This window comes from Pseudanabaena yagii GIHE-NHR1 (genome assembly GCF_012863495.1).
Classification (GTDB): Bacteria; Cyanobacteriota; Cyanobacteriia; order Pseudanabaenales; family Pseudanabaenaceae; genus Pseudanabaena; species Pseudanabaena yagii.
The window spans coordinates 2,983,075-2,996,483 of sequence record NZ_JAAVJL010000001.1 but is presented as its reverse complement, the minus strand read 5'-3'; the positions used below and the strand labels follow the sequence as shown (position 1 = coordinate 2,996,483).

The following is a 13,409-nucleotide window of genomic DNA, read 5'->3' as shown; positions in this document are numbered from 1 at the left end:
AAGCGCTCTTTCTTATTGATATTTTAAGCGGTTGCTTCTTGTTCGCTTTCGATTAAAGGCGATCGCAAACAGAGATAAATCAATGCGCCGACTAGGGGAACTAGGGCAATAAATGTAAAAAAGCGATCGTCGGTCATGCCGCGTCTTTCCATGTCATCGCTGAGTAACCAAGGAAATAGCAGTGACAACATACAGAAGTCTAATGTCATCACATGGATAAATCGGCTAGTTTGCCATTGCTGGATAAAATCAGCCCAGTCACCATTGGCGAATCCATAGACGAGAAAGTAAATGGCGATCGCGCTAAGTCCAATCCCTGTCCAGCGTGACTCTAAGGCGGAAATCAGTCGATTCTTTTTGCCGATAAAGGTGGGATTTAGTTCGCGCAGGGCGAAGTAGGGAAGTAAAGCAAAGGCTCCGACCAAAAATGAGAGGCTGCCAAATAGCCAAGCGGGTACTTTTTGTCCTCGTCCGTCGCTGGCTAGCATACAGGCATAAATGAAGGGAAATACGCCCATGAGGTTAAACAGGGCAACGATCAAGGCGTTTGTGCCTTGCCAGTCTCCCGTACTCAACTTGAGAATTAGTTGCAAGGTGTCGGGGCGATCGGGCGGCGCAAAGATGAAGGCATAGACCGAAAATAAAATCCAAATCAACCAAAATCCAAGTTTATTAGGCATAAATCAAATAGTTGCTTACTAGTCCTATTAAAACCTAGAAATAGTTTTGGTGATAAGTTGCGATCGTTTAGGGACTTGCGATTAATTAAAGTACCTGTGGCTTCGACTCCGCTCAGCCAACTTTAGCTGAGCGAAGTCGAAGCTAGATAACTTTGGTGGGAAATTTTTTATCCGCAAGAGCCTTGGTCAGTTTATTAGTGCAAAGTTAAATTGGAGACTTTGGTATAATTTCATATAAGTTGATCCTATGCCCTAGACAGCTATGAAACCGCTACGATCAGAACCTTCGACAGCTATCAAACATAATGGTATTGCGGCGAGTTTAATAGGTATTGCCAAGACTGACGCACCTTCACCTACGGATGAGGAAGTTAAATCTATTTTAGAAACAAGGTTGTTGCAGAAATAATTCCATATTTCAGATTAAAGTTGCTGCCATTCCTTTTCAATTTCTTCTAGGTCTTTGATTGCGCCGAGTTGTTGATAGATGTTTTTTGCTTTGTCGTAATATTGCTGAGCAAGGGTGAGATTTCCGCGTTGTTTTTCGAGTAAGGCAAAATCAGAAAAATTTACAGCAATTTTGTAAGAATCACCTAACTCTTCATGTAATTGCAAAGATTGCTGATAGAGAGATTCCGCCGCATCCCAGTTGCCACGATTGCGCTCGATGTCTCCCAATACTCCCCAAGAAGTTGCCATACCCGCGCGATCACCTAATTCAGTACATATTTGCAAATATTGCTTGTAGAGAGATTCCGCCGCATCCCAGTTGCCACGATTGCGCTCAATGTCTCCCAATTGTCCCCAAGAAGTTGCCATACCCGCGCGATCACCTAACTCTTCATGTAATTGCAAAGATTGCTGATAGAGAGATTCCGCCGCATCCCAGTTGCCACGATTGCGCTCGATGTCTCCCAATACTCCCCAAGAAGTTGCCATACCCGCGCGATCACCTAATTCAGTTCTTAATTGCAAAGATTGCCTGTAGAGAGATTCCGCCGCATCCCAGTTGCCACGATTGCGCTCGATGTCTCCCCATTGTCCCCAGATAGAAGCCATACCTGCGCGATCGCCTAATTCAGTTCTTAATTGCAAAGATTGCCTGTAGAGAGATTCCGCCGCATCCCAGTTGCCACGATTGCGCTCGATGTCTCCCAATACTCCCCAAGAAGTTGCCATACCCGCGCGATCGCCTAATTCAGTCCTTAATTGCAAAGATTGCCTGTAGAGAGATTCCGCCGCATCCCAGTTGCCACGGATTTGCTCAAGTCCTCCCCATTGACCCCAAATCATAGCCATACCCGCGCGATCGCCTAATTCAGTTCTTAATTGCAAAGATTGCCTGTAGAGAGACTCCGCCGCATCCCAGTTGCCACGATTGCGCTCGATGTCTCCTAATGTACCGATAACTTGTGACATTCCATGCTTATCGTCTAATTCAGTACAAGTTTCAAGTTTTAATTTGTAGAGAGATTCCGCCGCATCCCAGTTGCCACGATTGCGCTCGATGTCTCCCAATAGTCCCCAAGAACTTGCCATACCCGTGCGAATACCTAATTCTTCTTCAACTGCTAAACATTGTTTGTAGAAAGTTTCTGCTTTGTTCCAATCTCCTAATCTGGAATACATAAAACCTAAATAAGAGAGAGAAAAAGTTAAATCAGATTTGCGATTAAATCTTTTTTGTAATTCTATAGCCTTATTAAGATAAGTTTCTGCTAACTCAATCTCAAGCTTTAAGTTTTCCGTTTCGCCTTTCCATACTCGCTCAACATAAGCTCTTCCCAATAATGCATAAATTGGTTCAATATTTGCACTATCCTCACCCCAAGTAACCAAAGCCTCTGCAAGAGAAGATTCTAATTGTCTGATCGACAGAACTGAACTTGATTTTTGAGGATTATCAATTGGCTTGAATATCGGGTCTTTGACAGCATCATCAATTGGCAAATTCAACTTCGCAAAGCCAAACTGAAACGTTCCACCACTGCGCCAACTCCAAAAATCGGGCGCTTTTTGGGCGACCTCCACCAATACCGCCGAAGGCAACCACAACACAATCGGCAAAGGATAACCCCGCAAAGCCTCCCTTGTCCATTGCAAATAGCCAAGAAAACTATCTAACTTTTCGCGATTATTCGCACCCAAATTACTTAACTTCTCTGCCCCTAACACCGTCGAGATCGCCTGTTGATTAATATCAATCTTGCCATCGATCAAAGCCTGCAACAAACTCGGCTCATCAGGATTTAGCGCCAACCGATAGACCCGCACCCCCTGCGCCTCCAACTCCGACCCATAGCGTCGGATAATCTCCTGCCGCAATGCCGAGTTATCACATACCGCCAGCAAAATCTGCAAAGTTCCCAACCCAGCCTCAAGGGACACGACCAAGCGATCGTACACCTTCGCATTTTCCTCATTGAGAACAATTAAGTCAGACATTTTCTCTTGCTACGGCTACAGGTTTCGCCCCCTAGCCCCCAATACTGGGGGAACAAGATTTTTCTTGAAGTCCCCCAGTATTGGGGGATTTAGGGGGCTAGACAACATTACTTACGGAATCAACTTCTCAATCTTCAACTGCTCTACCATCAAAGGATGCACATCATACCAACTCTCACGATTGCGATATTCGATCGCTACTAGATTATGCAACAAATCCAAAAACTCCTGCTCTTTAGGATCATCGGGCGTATAGTTTGCATAGGTTTGTAGCAAAATTTGGCGATCGCTCTTACTCAAAGTAATCTTCATATCATTGCGAATATTATCCAGAGCCTCAGCCAAAATCGCTTGATCGATTTTCAAATTCTCAATATTCTGCTTACGCCGCATTTGCTGCCTTAACTTCACCAAAATTAAATCACAACATTCCTTCGTAATTCGCATCACCTCACGCAACACACCACCACTATTCAGCGCAATTTTTACCTCAATTCCAGCCTCAAACAAATCAGGATCAATCCGTCGCGTTAATACCGATTGTAAAATCTCGATCGCATTATGATTTGGCTTACCGTCAGGTTTGCGGCTTTCACCCATCGGATAAAGCTTCAGCACGGGCATTACAAAAATGCGATTACCCGTCTCGTCTTCAATGTACTTTTTCAGCTTACCATCACGAATCGTAGCGATCGGCACTGTGTAAATGATAATGAATTTAGGCTGAAGCAAAGCCTTGAGATTCTTTTGGAAAATATCATCGATTTGCGCCAAATCTGTCTTATCAAGATCATCAACGATGACCAAGATTTCTAATTTTGTTGCCAACTTAATTTCTGTCGCAATCTCATTTAAAGTCTCTATCAAATCACGGAAATTTTGCGTGAACTTAGTCTTAATCTCTTCCTTAGTACTTTGTTCGGTCGAGAGTTTGCTTTTAATTACATCAAACAGACTCAAACCCGCACTCATCTGACCTTTTAGCTCAACGGTTTCCGTCTTCGTGCGTTCCTTAAACCAATCAAAAAAAGCTTGTTTTTTATCATCAGCTATTTTTACATTATCCCGTTCCGCCTTTTCCATCATCTTCAAGGCGATCGCAAACAGAATATTAATATGGCTGATCTCTTTCATCTGAATTAAATCAGATATTGAGAAAAACACCGTAAAAAATTGTCCCTCCATTTGCTGAGCAAAATCGCATAGCAAGGTCGATTTGCCACAACCACGATGTCCCGCAAACACAAACTGATTAGTATTTTCATCGCAACCTGAAACCTTCTGCTCCAATGAATCAATACACTCGCTGCCATAATCCACCATAAATTTTTGGCGCTCCTCTTCAGTCAAAAGGGGCTGCAACTGCAAGTTACGCGAAGCTTTCTGAAATTGTTCGATGCGATCGCTCATACTTTAATTCTAGAAGACACGTTTTGATTCTGCTAGCACGATATCACGAAAATAAGGCTGCAAAGAATCAGGTGTCCCCAAGTCGATCGCACAACCTAAAACCTTTTCCAAATAACGTTGTAACCGCGCAAAGGTAAACAAACCGACAGGCTTCTCAAATTCCACCAACAAATCTACATCACTTTTAACATTTGCCTCATTTCTACCCACCGAGCCAAACAAAAACAAAGCTGAAACATGAAACTGCGCGATCATCTCACGGTGTTCTTGCAATAATGTGATCGCCTCTTCGCAAGACAACACCGTACTATTTGCATTTACGATTTCAAGATCTCGATCTGCTAGTTTCATTTTGCAAAATTATTTTTGTATTGAGCATTAGCAAAACATTAATTTCAATGATAAGGGCAATCTAGGAAATAATAGGGAAACTTCGGGAATATGATCGTTGCGATTTATTGCATCCCGTAACCAATCCCAACGCTTTGCGTCAGCTAACTTAGTGATTCCTCACAAAGCCATGCTGCCAGAATCTAACGCCCCAACCCCCAAAGCATTTCCCCAACTCTTTAGCGGAATGCTCGCCCTTGCGATCGCCCTCGTCGGTAGCGCCTATCTCGCCAGTAATGCCCTGCGATCGCTCAGGTCAAACGACAACCTGACTGTAATTGGTTCCTCAACCCGTCCGATTCGTTCCGATTTTGTGATTTGGCGAAGTTCCGTTTCTAGCCAGCAAGCCACATTGCCCCTCGCCTACCAAGAACTGAAGCGCCATTCCGAAAAAGTGCAAACCTACTTCAAGAGCAAAAATATTCCCAATGAGGCGATCACCCTGAGTGCGATCGATACGCAACCGATTCCCGAAACAAATAGTAACGGCGTGCAAACAGGTCGAACCATTGCCTATCGCCTCGTCCAGCGTTTTGAAATCCGTTCCAAAGATGTCGATGCAATTACCGCGATCGCGCGATCGAGTACGGAATTGATTAATGATGGTTTGCCCTTCATTTCCGAACCTGCGGAATATCTCTATACAGAACTCGGCAAATTGCGGGTAGATATGATTTCTGAAGCGACTAAGGATGCTAAGGCGAGAGGTGAAGCGATCGTCAATGTCTCAGGCAGTCGCCTCGGCACAATCCGCAAAGCCGAAACCGATGTCTTCCAAATTACTGCCCGATATTCCACCGAAGTCAGCAACAGTGGCGCATACAACACCACCACCATCGACAAAGATATCCGCGCCGTAGTCGCGATTACCTTTGCAGTCGAATAAAAAAGCGGCGCTTTGCGCCGCCTTTTTAGCTTCAAGTTATCGAAAAGAAAGTTGTCAAAAAGCTAAAAGCTAATGGCTAAAAGCTAAAAGCCCAAAACTAAATTCCTAACCTTTGATAAATCTGGTCAAGATTCTTCAAATGCTTATTGGGATCGAAACAAGCGGCTAACTCTTCTTCGGAGAAAGTTTTCTTCACGGTTTCATCTTCGCTGATTAACTTACGGAAATCACCGTCGGTTTTATTCCATGCAAGGTGAGCAGCTTTCTGGACGATCGCATAGCTCTCTTCACGGCTCAAGCCCTTAGTGACTAGTCCTAGCAACACCTGCTGACTGAAGACCACACCACCATAACAATAGAGATTGCGCTCCATGTTGTGGGTATGCACCAACAGATTCTTGGTCAAGTCCGTGATTTCTCGAAGCATGAAGTGAGTGAGAATGCAGCTATCAGGGAGCAATACCCGTTCCGCCGCACTGTGGGAAATATCGCGTTCATGCCATAGCGCCACATTTTCTAAAGCCGTAGTTGCATAGCCACGCAACAAACGCGCCATACCTGTTAAACGTTCCGAACGGATCGGATTACGTTTGTGGGGCATCGCTGAGGAACCTTTTTGTCCCTTGGTGAAATGCTCTTCCACTTCGAGGACATCGGTGCGCTGAAGGTTACGAATCTCCACTGCAAAGCGCTCAATCGATGCGCCGATCAGGGCTAATACTTGCGAGAACTCGGCGTGGCGATCGCGAGAAATTACCTGCGTCGATGCACAGTCGGGCTGTAGTCCCAACTTTTGACAGGCGATCGCTTCAATGCGTGGGTCAACATTGGCATAAGTACCGACTGCGCCCGAAATTTTGCCGACAGCGATCGTTTTATTTAAGTTCAATAGGCGATCGCGATGGCGCAACATTTCCGCTAACCAGCCAGCGAGCTTAAATCCAAAGGTAATTGGCTCCGCATGAATACCATGCGTCCGACCCGACATAATCGTGTAGCGATGTTGTTGGGCTTGGTAGCGAATTGCTTGGATGGCTTCTTCTAACTGGGCTTGGATGATTTCTAAGCTATCGACTAATTGCACTGCTAGAGCCGTATCTAGCACATCGGAACTAGTCAAGCCGAGGTGAATATAGCGTCCTGCATCACCTACATATTCATTTACGTTGGTCAAAAACGCGATCATGTCGTGCTTGACCGTTAACTCAATTTCATTGACGCGATCGGCATCAAAGTTTGCTTTCGCCTTAATTTCTTCGACAGCATCGGCAGGAATATATCCTAGTTCTGCCTGTGCTTCGCAAACGGCGATCTCAACTTGCAACCAAGTTTGGTATTTATGGCGATCCGTCCATAACCGACCCATTTCGGGTAACGTATAGCGTTCTATCAAAACTTACGCTCTTGAAATAATCACAATTTTTAATTATAGCAAGTTTTTCTAGATAAATGTTTAACACCTGCGGTGTTAAACATTTATTTATTGAAGCATGGTCAAAATGCCTTGCTGACCTAATAACATTTCGCGCAAAAGGCTGAAAATGCCCACACCGATCACAGGGGAAATATCAATGCCGCCGATCGGTGGGATTAATTTCCGCAGCACGAATAATAAAGGCTCAGTGGGGAATGTAATCAGGCTGTAGGGAAATTGCTTGAGGGGAATCTGGGGATACCATGTCATCACGATGCGAAATATATACATGAGGATGAATAGTCCCAACACAATATTGAGCGCAAGAGAGCTAACAGCGATCGCGTCCACGATAGTCACCAATTTTCAAAACTTATTGCGATCGATCCTAACAGTTTTACTAATTTTTTCTTAAGGCACTTACTGAGAAAAATGTCCTACCAAGTTGCATAGCTTCGACTCCGCTCAGCTAACGTTGGCTGAGCGGAGCCGAAGCCAGAGGCACTTTAATTAATAGAAAGTCCCCAACAACCATAGAAGCAATTCATGAATTGCCACGACAGTCTGAACTTAGTGGCATAATACTAGATGGACAAATTATGCCAATTCGTAATATTGTTTACGGATTTTTAGCGACACGATCGCTTTTTACCCAAATCTTGAAATCAAACCCTAAATCATAAGTTCATGGCTAGCCTTCCCTCCCTTACTGGTGCTGAAATTCGTGCGAAATTCCTCAAATTCTTTGAAGAGCGTAACCACAAAGTACTACCTAGCGCCTCCCTCGTCCCCGCCGATCCCACCGTACTGCTCACCATCGCGGGAATGCTACCATTCAAACCGATTTTTTTAGGGCAACAAGAGCCTGAAGTTCCTCGCGCCACCACATCTCAGAAATGTATCCGTACCAATGACATCGAGAATGTGGGTAGAACTGCGCGTCACCATACCTTTTTTGAAATGTTAGGGAATTTCAGCTTTGGTGACTATTTCAAAAAAGAAGCGATCGCATGGGGATGGGAACTAGTCACTAAAGTATTTCAACTGCCACCCGATCGCCTCGTGGTTAGTGTCTATCACACCGATGAAGATGCCTTTGCGATTTGGCGCGATGCGATCGGGATTCCTGCCCATCGGATTCAGCGCATGGGTGATGATAACTTCTGGGCATCGGGCGCAACGGGTCCCTGTGGGCCTTGCTCAGAAATCTATTATGACTTCCATCCAGAACTAGGAGATGAGCATATCGATTTAGAAGATGATTCGCGCTTCCTAGAGATTTATAACCTTGTCTTCATGGAATTGAATCGTGATGCTCAAGGTAATCTGACTAAGCTGAAGAAGCAGAATATTGATACAGGCTTAGGCTTGGAACGGATGGCGCAGGTATTGCAAGGCGTTCCTAATAATTACGAAACCGATTTAATCTTCCCAATCATCAAAAAAGCTGCCGATATTGCAGGGCTTGATTATCACAAGAGCGATGAAAAAGTCAAAACTTCGCTCAAAGTAATTGGCGACCATGTGCGATCGGTTGTCCATATGATTGCCGATGGAATTAATGCCTCTAATGTCGGACGTGGTTATATTTTGCGCCGCCTCCTGCGTCGAGTCGTGCGCCATGGGCGCTTGATTGGCATCTCAGGAACATTTGCCTCCGAAGTTGCGGAAGTAGCGATCGCCCTTTCCGAGTCGGTTTATCCCAATACCCGCGAAAGAGAACAGGTGATCAAGGATGAAATCAAAATCGAAGAAACTCGCTTCTTACAAACCCTAGAGCGTGGTGAGAAGTTGTTAGAAGAAATTCTGGCTAAACCTGAAGTCAAAGCTAGCAAAACTATTTCGGGCGTTGATGCCTTCACTCTTTATGATACCTACGGATTCCCCCTTGAGTTAACGCAGGAGATTGCCGAAGAGGAAGGTTTCAGCGTTGATGCCGATGGCTTTGAGTCAGAAATGAAGAAGCAACAGGAGCGATCACAAGCTGCCCATGAAGATATTGATTTGCTAGCCAAAGACAACTGGGTAAATATCGCTAAGGAAATCGGTAAGACTGAATTTCTCGGCTATACAGAACTCAGTAGCACCGCTACGGTCAAAGCAATTCTGGTCAATGGCGAACTGGCAAAAAGGGCGATCGCTGGCAGTAAAGTCCAAATCGTGCTAGATCGGACTCCCTTCTATGCGGAGTCTGGTGGACAGGTTGGCGATACAGGTCATCTTGCCATTGGTGAAGCGATCGCCAAAATCAGTGATGTGCAAAAGCAGGCTGATTTATTTATCCATATTGGACAAATTGAACGTGGCGAAATTGTGGTCGGTGATAGTGTCAATGCTCAAATCGCCGTATCCGAGCGTCGCCGCATCCAAGCCCACCACACCGCTACCCACCTCTTACAATCAGCCCTGAAGAAAATCGTTGACTCTAACGTATCTCAAGCAGGTTCTTTAGTGGATAGCGATCGCCTCCGTTTTGACTTCAATCTCAATCGTGGTGTCACCGCGGAAGAAATCCAGCAAATCGAACTCCAAATCAATAACTGGATTGCCGAAGCCCATGACTCTGTAATTGAAGTATTACCCATCGCCCAAGCCAAAGCGAAAGGTGCGATCGCCATGTTCGGTGAAAAATACGGTGCAGAAGTCCGCGTGATGGATATTCCTAACGTATCGATGGAACTTTGTGGCGGTACTCACGTTAAGAACACCAGCGAAATCGGTGTATTCAAAATCATTTCTGAAACTGGTGTTGCCTCAGGTGTACGCCGCATCGAAGCGATCGCAGGTCAAGCGGTTCTAGAATATTTAACCGTGCGTGACAACATCACCAAGGACTTAAGCGATCGCTTTAAAATCAAGCCCGAAGAAATTAGCGATCGGATTACAGGCTTGCAAAACGAGTTGAAAAATTCCCAAAAAGAAGTAGAAACTCTCAAGCAACAGCTTGCCCTAGTCAAAGCTGATAGCCTCCTGACTGAAGCTCAACCCGTTGGCGATTTCAAGATCTTGGTCGCCCAACTCCCTGATATTGAAGCCGAAGCTTTGAAATCTGCTGCCGAAAAACTCTCAGCAAAGCTCGGTAACAGTGCTGTAGTTCTCGGTTCCTTTACTGAAGATGGCAAAGTAACCTTGGTTGCTTCCTTCAGTAAAGAGGTCAATGCTAAAGGTTTACAGGCTGGCAAATTTATCGGCGCGATCGCCAAAATCTGTGGCGGCGGCGGCGGCGGTCGTCCGAACCTCGCTCAAGCAGGTGGCAAAGATGCGAGCAAATTGCCTGAAGCCCTAGAAGCTGCGGAATCTCAGCTAAAGATAGCACTTGCCTAAAGAGAATAGAAGGGGTGCAATGCACCCCTTCTATTTTTTGGAAGAGAATAATGGAATTAAGAAATCATGCTGACTAACATCAGAATGCTCATACAGGCTTGCCAAAAATCATCTATTGACTACGAAATTTTGCATCCGAATCAGAATGTGGTTAAGGTTAAATTTGGCGATCGCGAATATTATTTCACTAACTACTCAACGCCTTTAACACCGCAATCCGTTGCTGAGATTTTTAAAGACAAGCAGTATTTTTATCAAATCTTTCAAGACGTGGTGAAGATGCCGCGCACGATATCTTTTATTTCTCCTTACTGTGATGAAAAGTATTTAGAGTATTTGGAATTCCCTTCTATCGATAAAATCATTGCAGAAATAGAAAAAAATTTTGCGTTGCCAGTTATTATCAAAAGAAATCGGGGATCGGGTGGGAATAACGTTTTTAAATGTGAAAATCTACCAAAGATTCGTAAGGCTTTAGATCATATTTTCAACGTTAATAGTAAAAATTATGATTATGTAGCACTGGTACAGGAACCTATCAATATTGTTAAAGAATATCGTTCTGTTTGCCTTAATCAAGAGCAAATAGTTCTATACGAAAAGGATATTTCTCAAGCATTGTTTACAGGCAATCTCAGCCCATTGCATTGGGAAGGGGCGATCGCGAAACAAGTAAACGATGCTCAAGTTATACAGGCGATCAAGCAATTCATTAAACCAATTTTTCAGAAAATGGCGATCGCCTATGTGGGTTTAGATGTTGCCTTAGATGATCAGGGTAATTACTGGTTGATTGAGGCGAACTCACATCCGAATTTTGATATTTTCATTCGGGACAATGGCGAAGAAGCGATCGTGCAGCTTTTTCAAAAAGTCCTCGAATATTTAAAAACATAAAAAAGGGGGCAGCGCTAAGCGCTGCCCCCTTTTTTAATTAAAACTATAGCAAGCCAATTTGAGAAAGAATACCTTGACCAGTGAGCAACTCTGTCGCTAAACCGATAACGAAGCCAAGCATTGCAAGACGACCGTTCCAAGTTTCAGCGAAGTTATTAAAACCAAATTTGGGTTCTGTAGTGTCAGACATTGCAATTATCTCCTTTGTGTTTTGATTTTCAGACTTTAAAAATCTTTGCTTGAATTAATAATACTTTATATTTCTTAACACACCATACCACCTAGGGTAGATTCGATAAAGCTATCAGAGTCATTACCAAAGTAAATGCAAGTATAGCTGTCGCCAAGTGTATCAAGACATAAAACCCAATAAGAGAAAGGCGGCGCTTCACGCCGCCTTTCTCTTATTGGGTTTTGATTTTGTCCTAACAGAAGTGACGACAGCTATACTTGCTGAACAAGGGATTTAAAAAGAAACGCAACATTTGTAAAGTCTAGTGTCAGAATTAAAATAGGTAATTTTAGCTAATGGTTGATCTTAATGTCTGCGGAACATCCACCAGTAATGTTGGTGGACGGTTATAACGTAATTGGTCTATGGCGACACTTGCAGGAAATTCGAGATCTGCGGGGGTTTGATGTGGCGCGATCGCATTTAACCGAGACAATGGTCAACTTTAGCGCCTATCACGGCTATAAAACCACATTAGTCTTTGATGCCTACGTGCAAGCTACACCCGCCAAAGCCGAAAGGATTACCAAAAATCTCAAACTATATTTCACCGATCATAACGAAACTGCGGATACCTATATTGAGCGTCAATGTGGCAAATACCGACGCGATCCGCTCAGGCATTTAAAAAGAATTATCGTGGTCACTTCCGATCGCGCTCAGCAGCTTACTGCCGTTGGCTTTGGGGCAGAGTGGCTATCGGCAACGGCTCTAGAACAGGAAGTAGAATCAACTTTGCGATCGGTACAAAGTCGGCAAAGACCACAAAAGGCAAATACCAATAATCTATTAGGCAATCGCATCGATAGGGATACCAAAGACAAATTAGCTAAGTGGCGCAATCGACTGAATTAACGTCAGTTCGACGAAAGCGGAAAATGGTAAAAATCGCTAAGCGATTTTTACCATTTTCCGCCATTTGCGCGGCGCGAAGCGCCGCGCAAATGGTGTTATCAAACTCACGTTGAATTAACATTTTTCGCCTGCGTTGAACTAATGTTGAATGAAGGATATGGAGTAAAAAAGATTGTTTGCTTCAAACAATCTTTTTCAATAATCATTGCTTCGCAGAAAGTTGCCCAACCATTTCTGCCCGTGACGAAACCTCAAGCTTACGGAACATCCGCTTCAAAGCCTGTTTGACAGAGTTTTCTGTAATCCATAGCTCATTCCCTATCTCTACATTGGTGTGTCCACGAGCCACCAATTCCGCAATTTGTAACTCGCGAGGCGTTAAGCGATCGCTTCTCAGAGGTTGACACTGCAAGCTATTGGTTGCGCTCCAAGCTGATAAATGTAAACAGATTGCGCTCAAATCGACTAAGTTTTGCATATCAAAGCTAGTCATAGACTTCTCACGGGTACAGCCGACTACAGCCACTAATTGACCACTATTGACAATAGGACCTGCCATAACATGCCAATGATCGGGACGGGGACAAATTAATGACCAGACTTTGGGTGTTACAACTAAACCTTCATGGACAGGAGAATGTCTCTCAACGAGATAACGGGCAATGGGATTATGTTCGACCGATAGCGCCACATTCAATATTTTCTGAAAATCGCGATTGCCCGAGTGTAATTGGTCAAAGAAAAAAATCGCCGATCGCGTAGCTGCAAAATATTCACCAATTTTCGGTGCAACCTGTGATCGTAAATTGTGCCGATCCTGCGATTGGTTGATTGATTCAAAGATCAGCTTTAAGGGACTTGTCATAACGCAAACTT

13 protein-coding genes are annotated in these 13,409 nt (G+C 44.2%); 5 read left to right on the top strand and 8 right to left on the bottom strand.

Annotation, left to right across the window (positions count from 1 at the left end):
• Positions 1–23: 23 nt before the first annotated feature.
• Positions 24–680 (bottom strand): DUF2834 domain-containing protein, encoded by a 657-nt coding sequence (locus HC246_RS13670; protein WP_169363857.1) that lies wholly within the window; start codon positions 678–680, stop codon positions 24–26.
• 262 nt (positions 681–942) lie between these two features.
• Here HC246_RS13670 and HC246_RS13665 point away from each other — a divergent pair, with 262 nt between their 5' ends.
• Positions 943–1,089, top strand: coding sequence for a hypothetical protein (locus HC246_RS13665; RefSeq protein ID WP_225902953.1), 147 nt, complete (start codon positions 943–945; stop codon positions 1,087–1,089).
• Positions 1,090–1,103: 14 nt separating this feature from the next.
• Here HC246_RS13665 and HC246_RS13660 read toward each other — a convergent pair whose 3' ends face one another.
• The 3 genes from HC246_RS13660 to HC246_RS13650 all read right to left on the bottom strand — a co-directional run bounded on the left by HC246_RS13660 (position 1,104) and on the right by HC246_RS13650 (position 4,886).
• A complete protein-coding gene (locus HC246_RS13660; protein WP_169363856.1) occupies positions 1,104–3,125 on the bottom strand; it encodes a tetratricopeptide repeat protein in 2,022 nt (673 codons plus the stop codon).
• A gap of 111 nt (positions 3,126–3,236) precedes the next feature.
• Positions 3,237–4,535 (bottom strand): P-loop NTPase fold protein, encoded by a 1,299-nt coding sequence (locus HC246_RS13655; RefSeq protein WP_169363855.1) that lies wholly within the window; start codon positions 4,533–4,535, stop codon positions 3,237–3,239.
• A 9-nt stretch (positions 4,536–4,544) separates the two neighbouring features.
• Positions 4,545–4,886 carry a nucleotidyltransferase family protein gene (locus HC246_RS13650; RefSeq protein WP_263972478.1) on the bottom strand — a complete coding sequence of 114 codons (342 nt, stop codon included), beginning with the start codon at positions 4,884–4,886 and terminating at the stop codon, positions 4,545–4,547.
• 169 nt (positions 4,887–5,055) lie between these two features.
• Here HC246_RS13650 and HC246_RS13645 point away from each other — a divergent pair, with 169 nt between their 5' ends.
• On the top strand, positions 5,056–5,811 hold the full coding sequence (locus HC246_RS13645; protein ID WP_169364596.1) for an SIMPL domain-containing protein: 756 nt from the start codon (positions 5,056–5,058) through the stop codon (positions 5,809–5,811).
• A 97-nt stretch (positions 5,812–5,908) separates the two neighbouring features.
• On the opposite strand, the gene purB is transcribed toward HC246_RS13645, so the two are convergent.
• Both purB and HC246_RS13635 read right to left on the bottom strand, forming a co-directional pair.
• Complete coding sequence (gene purB, locus HC246_RS13640; protein WP_169363854.1) at positions 5,909–7,204, bottom strand: adenylosuccinate lyase; 1,296 nt, start codon at positions 7,202–7,204, stop codon at positions 5,909–5,911.
• An 87-nt stretch (positions 7,205–7,291) separates the two neighbouring features.
• The gene (locus HC246_RS13635; protein WP_126390402.1) at positions 7,292–7,576 is read right to left on the bottom strand and encodes a YggT family protein; all 285 of its coding nucleotides are present in this window, start codon (positions 7,574–7,576) and stop codon (positions 7,292–7,294) included.
• Positions 7,577–7,912: 336 nt separating this feature from the next.
• On the opposite strand from HC246_RS13635, the gene alaS reads away from it, so the two are divergent.
• Entirely contained in the window at positions 7,913–10,549 is a 2,637-nt protein-coding gene (gene alaS / locus HC246_RS13630; RefSeq protein WP_169363853.1) for an alanine--tRNA ligase, read from the top strand.
• A gap of 66 nt (positions 10,550–10,615) precedes the next feature.
• Positions 10,616–11,446, top strand: coding sequence for an ATP-grasp domain-containing protein (locus HC246_RS13625; protein ID WP_169363852.1), 831 nt, complete (start codon positions 10,616–10,618; stop codon positions 11,444–11,446).
• A 43-nt stretch (positions 11,447–11,489) separates the two neighbouring features.
• Here HC246_RS13625 and HC246_RS13620 read toward each other — a convergent pair whose 3' ends face one another.
• On the bottom strand, positions 11,490–11,636 hold the full coding sequence (locus tag HC246_RS13620; protein WP_126388604.1) for a chlorophyll a/b-binding protein: 147 nt from the start codon (positions 11,634–11,636) through the stop codon (positions 11,490–11,492).
• Positions 11,637–11,987: 351 nt separating this feature from the next.
• On the opposite strand from HC246_RS13620, the gene HC246_RS13615 reads away from it, so the two are divergent.
• On the top strand, positions 11,988–12,533 hold the full coding sequence (locus tag HC246_RS13615) for an NYN domain-containing protein (protein WP_169363851.1): 546 nt from the start codon (positions 11,988–11,990) through the stop codon (positions 12,531–12,533).
• Between the two features lie 202 nt (positions 12,534–12,735).
• Here HC246_RS13615 and HC246_RS13610 read toward each other — a convergent pair whose 3' ends face one another.
• Positions 12,736–13,398 carry a LuxR C-terminal-related transcriptional regulator gene (locus HC246_RS13610; RefSeq protein ID WP_169363850.1) on the bottom strand — a complete coding sequence of 221 codons (663 nt, stop codon included), beginning with the start codon at positions 13,396–13,398 and terminating at the stop codon, positions 12,736–12,738.
• Between the last annotated feature and the right edge of the window lie 11 nt (positions 13,399–13,409).

Bases quoted from the DNA above. Each gene is read 5' to 3' on its own strand.
- HC246_RS13670 (WP_169363857.1), bottom strand. From the start codon at position 680: ATGCCTAATAAACTTGGATTTTGGTTGATTTGGATTTTATTTTCGGTC.
- HC246_RS13665 (WP_225902953.1), top strand. From the start codon at position 943: ATGAAACCGCTACGATCAGAACCTTCGACAGCTATCAAACATAATGGT.
- HC246_RS13660 (WP_169363856.1), bottom strand. From the start codon at position 3,125: ATGTCTGACTTAATTGTTCTCAATGAGGAAAATGCGAAGGTGTACGAT.
- HC246_RS13655 (WP_169363855.1), bottom strand. From the start codon at position 4,535: ATGAGCGATCGCATCGAACAATTTCAGAAAGCTTCGCGTAACTTGCAG.
- HC246_RS13650 (WP_263972478.1), bottom strand. From the start codon at position 4,886: ATGAAACTAGCAGATCGAGATCTTGAAATCGTAAATGCAAATAGTACG.
- HC246_RS13645 (WP_169364596.1), top strand. From the start codon at position 5,056: ATGCTGCCAGAATCTAACGCCCCAACCCCCAAAGCATTTCCCCAACTC.
- alaS (WP_169363853.1), top strand. From the start codon at position 7,913: ATGGCTAGCCTTCCCTCCCTTACTGGTGCTGAAATTCGTGCGAAATTC.
- HC246_RS13625 (WP_169363852.1), top strand. From the start codon at position 10,616: ATGCTGACTAACATCAGAATGCTCATACAGGCTTGCCAAAAATCATCT.
- HC246_RS13620 (WP_126388604.1), bottom strand. From the start codon at position 11,636: ATGTCTGACACTACAGAACCCAAATTTGGTTTTAATAACTTCGCTGAA.
- HC246_RS13615 (WP_169363851.1), top strand. From the start codon at position 11,988: ATGTCTGCGGAACATCCACCAGTAATGTTGGTGGACGGTTATAACGTA.
- HC246_RS13610 (WP_169363850.1), bottom strand. From the start codon at position 13,398: ATGACAAGTCCCTTAAAGCTGATCTTTGAATCAATCAACCAATCGCAG.